Origin of the sequence: Oceanobacter antarcticus (genome assembly GCF_044962685.1) — a bacterium.
GTDB lineage: Bacteria > Pseudomonadota > Gammaproteobacteria > Pseudomonadales > Oceanobacteraceae > Oceanobacter > Oceanobacter antarcticus.
Window position 1 is genome coordinate 1 of record NZ_JBBKTX010000120.1, and the last position, 243, is coordinate 243.

The following is a 243-nucleotide window of genomic DNA, read 5'->3' on the forward strand; positions in this document are numbered from 1 at the left end:
GGCCTTCAAAGGGCTTCAGCTCGCTGCAAGCGATACGCGAGTGGATGCTGGCGTTCTCGCATGCTTATAACGAAGAGCATCGGCACAGCAGCATCAACTTCGTTACGCCTGGTGCGCGTCACCGAGGCGAAGACCATGCACTTCTGGCTCACCGGAAAGTGGTGTACGAGCACGCTAAGCAACAAAATCCCAGACGCTGGTCTGGCGATACCCGAAACTGCAACGTTGCAGGAGCGGTATCAC

The 243-nt window shown here is 56.8% G+C and carries 1 pseudogene; it reads left to right on the forward strand.

What is annotated here, in order from left to right:
* Nucleotides 1-243 (forward strand): annotated as a pseudogene (locus WG929_RS21175) (IS3 family transposase); the annotation flags it as partial.